This is a genomic window from Synechococcales cyanobacterium T60_A2020_003, from assembly GCA_015272205.1.
Lineage (GTDB): Bacteria > Cyanobacteriota > Cyanobacteriia > RECH01 > RECH01 > JACYMB01.
Genome location: JACYMB010000085.1, coordinates 1 through 5,546 on the forward strand (window position 1 = coordinate 1; position 5,546 = coordinate 5,546).

Annotated in this window: 5 protein-coding genes and 2 pseudogenes; 2 read left to right on the plus strand and 5 right to left on the minus strand. The window is 51.1% G+C overall.

Annotated features, from left to right (window positions below; all coding sequences use genetic code 11):
* Positions 1-58: 58 nt before the first annotated feature.
* Positions 59-421: pseudogene (locus IGR76_04325) on the plus strand (winged helix-turn-helix domain-containing protein).
* A gap of 75 nt (positions 422-496) precedes the next feature.
* Here IGR76_04325 and mnmG read toward each other — a convergent pair.
* The 3 genes and pseudogenes from mnmG to IGR76_04340 form a co-directional block, all read right to left on the minus strand.
* Positions 497-2,452: a tRNA uridine-5-carboxymethylaminomethyl(34) synthesis enzyme MnmG gene (gene mnmG, locus IGR76_04330; protein ID MBF2077751.1), complete on the minus strand. Its 1,956-nt coding sequence runs from the start codon at positions 2,450-2,452 to the stop codon at positions 497-499.
* A gap of 131 nt (positions 2,453-2,583) precedes the next feature.
* Positions 2,584-2,847 (minus strand): hypothetical protein, encoded by a 264-nt coding sequence (locus tag IGR76_04335; GenBank protein MBF2077752.1) that lies wholly within the window; start codon positions 2,845-2,847, stop codon positions 2,584-2,586.
* A gap of 77 nt (positions 2,848-2,924) precedes the next feature.
* Positions 2,925-3,233 (minus strand): annotated as a pseudogene (locus tag IGR76_04340) (transposase).
* A gap of 23 nt (positions 3,234-3,256) precedes the next feature.
* Between IGR76_04340 and IGR76_04345 the strand changes: the two are divergent.
* The gene (locus IGR76_04345) at positions 3,257-3,691 is read left to right on the plus strand and encodes a transposase (GenBank protein MBF2077753.1); all 435 of its coding nucleotides are present in this window, start codon (positions 3,257-3,259) and stop codon (positions 3,689-3,691) included.
* A gap of 164 nt (positions 3,692-3,855) precedes the next feature.
* On the opposite strand, the gene IGR76_04350 is transcribed toward IGR76_04345, so the two are convergent.
* Both IGR76_04350 and IGR76_04355 read right to left on the minus strand, forming a co-directional pair.
* On the minus strand, positions 3,856-5,004 hold the full coding sequence (locus IGR76_04350; GenBank protein MBF2077754.1) for a site-2 protease family protein: 1,149 nt from the start codon (positions 5,002-5,004) through the stop codon (positions 3,856-3,858).
* Positions 5,005-5,188: 184 nt separating this feature from the next.
* Positions 5,189-5,503: a hypothetical protein gene (locus tag IGR76_04355; GenBank protein ID MBF2077755.1), complete on the minus strand. Its 315-nt coding sequence runs from the start codon at positions 5,501-5,503 to the stop codon at positions 5,189-5,191.
* Between the last annotated feature and the right edge of the window lie 43 nt (positions 5,504-5,546).

Genomic DNA, 5,546 nt, shown 5'->3' on the forward strand with positions numbered 1-5,546 from the left:
AACTTAGCACTTTCAGCCTCTCTAACCTGCCCCTCTCTTATCCCGAACTGACGTTGACATTACGATTAATGTTCTGATTAGTCTTTCGAAACACTTACGGCATCTTACGAACGTCATTGAAGAGTTATCGTTTAAGGATGTACCGCAACGATTAGCTACTTATTTGCTGAAGCTGAGTCAGAGCGATGCGGATAATAATTCCCAGCCATCATGCCCTTACCAAGTTGTGACCCTTGATTGAACTAAAAGTCAACTTGCTGCCGCTTTGGGAACCATTCCAGCAACCCTTTCAAGAGCGTTTTATCACCTCAGCAATGAAGGCATGATTCGTGTTAATGGCTCCCACATTAAATTGCTGGATTGCGATCGCCTCCAAAGTTTGAGTCGATTATCAGAGCAAAATAACAATCAGACGAATTAATCCCATCCGCAAAGTGTCCGATATAGTTCTAGCCATATCGGTTAGGATATTAGCTTATCCTGAATTCACGTCATTTTACGAATGGGCTATTGTCGATGCCAACGTGCTGGAGTCTGACGTGCGCGATCGCAACTCTAGATACACCAACAGCGCATTAATGTCCGCTGGATTCACACCCCCAATCCGGGCAGCTTGCCCAACGGTCAGCGGCTTAACGGTAGAAAGCTTCTCCCGCGATTCCATCGAGAGGGTACTGATGGCATGATAATCCAAATCCTCTGGCAACCGCCGATTGGCATGGCGCATCACCTGGTTAATTTGCTGTTGCTGCCGCTGAATGTAGCCAGAGTACTTGATATCAATTTCTGCGCCTTCCTTTTCCGTTGGGTTCAGACTAGGATTGCCCAATCCGAATCGATCCAGATCGACATAGTGAAACCGGGGACGGCGCAGCAAATCGGCTAGAGTAATCGAACCTTTGATCGTCCACTGATCTGTTGCATTCGCTTCCCGCTGTTCCTGACAAATCGCCTGCCCAACCGGATCATGCTCCTTAAGGCGGGTTTCGTGCAGACGCTCCTTCTCGGCAGTAATATTCGCCTGCTTACGGGTAAACAGATCCCAACGGCGATCGTCAATTAAGCCCAGATCCCGTCCCAGAGGGGTTAACCGCTGGTCGGCATTGTCCGATCGCAGCAGCAGACGGTATTCCGAACGGGAGGTGAGCATCCGGTAGGGTTCGCGTAAGTCCTTCGTACATAAATCGTCAATCAACGTGCCCATGTAGCTATGCTCGCGGGGCAGAATCACCATATCCAATCCCCGTACAAACTGAGCTGCGTTCATACCCGCGAGTAAACCTTGCGCTGCGGCTTCCTCATACCCCGTCGTGCCGTTAATCTGCCCCGCACAAAATAGCCCCTCGATGCGCTTCGTCATCAGCGTGGGGTAGCACTGCGTTGCCGGAAGATAATCGTACTCAACCGCGTAGGCCGGACGCAGCATGGCGCACTGTTCCAAACCAGGGAGCGATCGCAGCATCTGAAGCTGTAACGCTTCCGGCAGTCCCGTGGAGAACCCCTGGATGTAAAGCTCTGGAATGTCTCGACCTTCCGGCTCGATAAAAATTTGGTGAGAGTCTTTGTCAGCAAAGCGCACAATTTTATCTTCAATGCTGGGACAGTAGCGTGGCCCTTTAGCATCGACCCAGCCCCCGTATACAGGAGAGAGATGAAGGTTTTCCCGAATGAGCCGATGGGTTTCAGCCGTTGTACAGGTGAGATGGCACGGCATCTGCTCTCGCTCGACCCAAACCTCTGGATCAAAGCTAAACCAGCGCACCTCCGCATCTCCGGGTTGGGGTTCCATTTTGCTGAAGTTCACCGAGCGGCGATCAACCCGGGCGGGTGTTCCCGTTTTCAAACGACCCGTTTCAAATCCTAGGCGGTTCAGGGTTTCCGTCAGTCCTTCCGCTGCAAATTCGCCCGCTCGTCCTGCGGCCATCGACTTCTTGCCAACCCAGATCCGCCCCCCTAGGAACGTTCCCGTCGTCAGCACAACGGCCTTGCAGCGAAATCCAACTCCGAAATAGGTCTGAACGCCAATCACCTCGTCATTCTTGCCTAGAGCAAGATCGGTGACCATACCTTCCCGTAGGGTGAGATTCGGCTGATTTTCCACAATCTGTTTCATGACAGCGGCGTATTCCCGCTTGTCGGTTTGTGCCCGCAATGCCCACACCGCAGGGCCACGGGAGGAATTCAACACTCGCTTTTGTAAATAGGTGCGATCGGCCATTTTGCCAATTTCGCCACCTAAGGCATCAACCTCGTGGGTAAGCTGCGACTTAGCAGGGCCACCCACTGCTGGATTACAGGGTTGCCACGCAATTTTGTCGAGGTTCAGGGTGATCATCAACGTCTGGCACCCCATCCGGGCGGATGCCAACGCCGCTTCACAACCGGAATGTCCTGCGCCCACAACAATTACATCAAAGTCGTCAATGAAGTCGATAGAAGATTGTAGAGTCATAGTTAAGGGCGATCGCAGACGCTAGCAGACTGAAAGAACCTGCTCTATTCTAGCGAGGTCTTCTGACCCTCTGGAATGTTTGCTGACTAGACACTGGTAATGTAGCCCAGCTTGGCTCAGACTCAGGAAGGTCAGACATCTGAAAATGATGAGGGAGCGGGATCTGCACCAATTTCTACCAATTGATCATTCAGGAGTCGATTCATTTGTTTCGCGGCAGACTCAATATGCTGCAAGTACTCCTGCCGTTTATCCTCACTACATTGGTGTCCATGCTGTTTCAATAGCCGGACGGAAAGCAAAATAACACTTAACGGGGTGTGGATTTCGTGAGACATTGCGGTGACAAACTGGGTCTTCTGCTCACTGAATTGGTTCATATGCATTGAATCCATCACCACATTTATCCCTTAGTCACAATGATATTGTTATGAACATAGACTGTGTACCTAGTGCAGGCTGGCAGGAATTGCTAACCAGTGTTCACAACCTCATCAAACCCCTTAAACTTCCATAGAAACGGCTTGGCAAAGGTGCGGTTGAAAGAGTCAATGAAGCTCAAAATCTGCTGCTTGAGGTCAGCAGTCGAGGTGAAGCTTCCCCATCGCAATCACCGCCGCACCAGGATGCTAAACCAACCTTCAATCTGGTTGAGCCACGAGGTGTGCTTCGGCACATAGACAAAGCGAATCCGATGGCTCGAGTCACTCAAGAAGACCTGACGAGAGCACATCGACTTGAGAATCCCGGACTTGCCCTTGATGCCCAAGTCCTCAGACACGGGTGCAGTTGTGTATTGTCCACATGGTCAGGAATTCCTTAGCCTACGTGTCCTACAAAGACCGTAAAGCGGTTGCTGCGGACTTGCGGCTTATTTACACAGCAGCAACCGAAGCGGAAGCTGAACAGCAGTTGATGGCGTTCGCTCAGAGGTGGGATAACCAGTATCCGACGATTAGCAAGTCCTGGATGAACCACTGGCAGTGGATTATTCCCTTCTTTGCCTTCCCTCTGGAAATCCGCAAAGTCATTTACACCACCAATGCCATTGAATCGGTCAACATGGGCCTGCGCAAAGTCCTCAAGAATCATCGTGCCTTCCCAACCGACGATTCTGCCTTGAAAGTGATTTCCTTGGCGATCGCCAACATTTCCAAGAAGTGGACGATGCCGATTCCGAATGGGAAGCCTGCTCTCAATCGCTTCGCGATCGAGTTCGGCGATTGCTTTCCTCTATAACCATTCACTCCTGACACAAACTATTTGACATACCCCCACAACCTTGACTATCGCTAACTTTGTCACGATTTAGATCTCCCGCCCCTATCTAGATCTACGACTTGTGCGGTGTATTCAGCCGAGTCCGACTGCGTTTGCAAAAGAAGTCGTAGATCTGATGTTGCTTAGGATGCGGTAGTTTCAGCAGGAGTTGGTGCGCTTTCTTGCGATCGCCGCTGCATCATTTCAAAGATCGAGTCCTTCTCGATGAGTCCGACAACCGAGCCATCATCCTTAACGACCGTTAGAACGCCAGGATCTTCAGCCTGTATCAACGGCATCACATCCAGTAAGGATTCAGTGGCCGGAATTTTCTGTACCTTCTCGATCGGCTTGGTCAGATCCCGCACCGGAACATCCCACCAATCGTTCGTCGGAATCGTCTTCATGGCATCCACTTCAATGTCGCCAATCAGTTGCCCATCGGCATCCACCACCAGGAACTTGCGCCAGTTGACCTTGCTCCCAATGATGTAGGTATTCGCAAACTCACGCAGGGACAGATCTGCCGAGACAACAGGGCTTTCGGCATACACTGCATCCGAAGCCGTCAAACCGCTCAGTTGCTCTTGAATTGCCGCTGATTGCGCCGATCGCCCTGCATTTTGCAGCAAGAACCAGCCGATCAGCAATGTCCAAATGCTGCCAAACTCGGTCAAGCCCAAAATTGAAGCGATCCCCAATAGAACTCCAATCCAGCCGAACACCTGTCCAACCGTACTGGCAAAGGCAACGCCCTTGTAGGGTTTTCCGGTAATCTTCCAGACGATCGCCTTCAAAACGTTGCCGCCATCCAGGGGCAATCCCGGAATCAGGTTAAACAGCGCTAGTACCAGATTGATATAGGCCAGCAGCGATACCATGGCCGCGATGGGGCCAGCAATGGGCGTAAAGATTTGCACAGCCAGTAAGAGGGCGAAGATACCCAAGCTGACGAGAGGGCCAGCGATCGCCACTTTGAAGGCATCCCCAGGGGTTTTCGATTCCTCTTCTAAGCTAGCCAAACCACCAAAGAGGAACAGGGTAATGGATTTCACCTCAATGCCCTGCCGCATAGCCACTAGGCTATGTCCTAGTTCATGAGCCAGCACCGATCCAAATAGCAAAAGCGCTGTGATGAATCCCAATACCCAAGCAAATACGTCCAGCCCTGGAAAAAGAAAGGCCAAGCGTCCGCTGTAGCTCAGCGTCACCAGTGCTAATACGACAAACCAAGACGGATTAATAAAAAACGGAATCCCAAATAGGCTTCCTATGCGGATGTTTCCATTCATGCCGCTACCTCAGAACCAATATCATGACCAATCTGCACAACACAGTTGGAAGCATCTCTAGGCTTATAACCTATAGACCTATCCCCACTGTACGTGAAACCAGCACGATATTTCGTGATCCATCTATCGTAAAAACCGATCGCCTGGGCAACGTATCGTCAAGGCTATCCCTATCCTGGGGCGCTCAAGATAACTTTTGCTTTATGAAGGCAATCACTTGGGCAAGCTGTTTTTTCACCGCTTCCAGATCGCGATGTAGCACCGCATTCTGCTGTTGAAGTTTTTTCACTTCGGCTTGAAGTCGATGGAGGTCTGCCGAGGCACTGTGAGCCGCAGGGGCTGGGTTGGCGTGGGGTGGCGTGGCGGCTGGCACTACTCCCGGCGACTGTCGGCTTTTGGCTTTCGCCATAGCAATTTTGATGGCACGCATCAAGCCCGCTGCCTCAAACGGTTTGCTAATAAATTCAAAATAGTCAAACAGTTCGGGCACGGTAGCCATGACATCTTCTTTTCGTCCAGACATCATGACCACTGGAATGGTG

Coding starts and splice junctions, on each gene's coding strand:
- mnmG (MBF2077751.1), bottom strand. CDS start 2,452: ATGACTCTACAATCTTCTATCGACTTCATTGACGACTTTGATGTAATT.
- IGR76_04350 (MBF2077754.1), bottom strand. CDS start 5,004: ATGAATGGAAACATCCGCATAGGAAGCCTATTTGGGATTCCGTTTTTT.
- IGR76_04335 (MBF2077752.1), bottom strand. CDS start 2,847: ATGGATTCAATGCATATGAACCAATTCAGTGAGCAGAAGACCCAGTTT.
- IGR76_04345 (MBF2077753.1), top strand. CDS start 3,257: ATGGTCAGGAATTCCTTAGCCTACGTGTCCTACAAAGACCGTAAAGCG.
- IGR76_04355 (MBF2077755.1), bottom strand. CDS start 5,503: ATGGCTACCGTGCCCGAACTGTTTGACTATTTTGAATTTATTAGCAAA.